This is a genomic window from Campylobacter concisus (assembly GCF_002913545.1).
GTDB lineage: Bacteria > Campylobacterota > Campylobacteria > Campylobacterales > Campylobacteraceae > Campylobacter_A > Campylobacter_A concisus_AV.
In genome coordinates, this window is record NZ_PPBR01000126.1 from 1 (window position 1) to 468 (window position 468).

The 468-nt window shown below is 36.8% G+C and carries 1 protein-coding gene; it reads right to left on the reverse strand.

Annotated features, from left to right (window positions below; genetic code table 11):
• The coding region (locus CYP05_RS09325; protein WP_103642727.1) for a replication protein at positions 1 to 413 on the reverse strand (413 nt) is incomplete at its 3' end.
• Positions 414 to 468: the final 55 nt, after the last annotated feature.

The window sequence follows — 468 nt, forward strand, 5'->3', positions numbered from 1 at the left end:
TATTTAAGTTTTACTACTTCACTTTTACTAAGCTCAACAAAATCAGTAATTGCAAAGCCATTAAGGCACTTTATTTCGCTTTCATCATACTGGTGCTTCTCTGGGTTGTCTTTATGAGTAAAATATCGATAATAGCCCCGTATGCTCTCTAAAGGAATAGGAATTGTGCCATTAACAGATTTTGCCAATTTTTCGGCTTGAGTAAAACGAACTGGACCGTCCCAGCAACAAATTACGTGATAATGTGCCTTTTTCTCGTGTTCATCAGCATTCAAATCTTTATCGTGTAGCGGTGAAATAGCAATAGGTGCGCCTGTTTCTTGCAATATTTCAAGCCAGTTGGTTGGCATACTCTCAGGGTATGCAACAAAAGCCCAGTTTCTCTTTTTGACATTTTTAGCATCTTGTGCCATAATTTAACTCCATTCTAAAAAAGAGAACCATAAATTTAAAAAGGTGTTTCAGGTT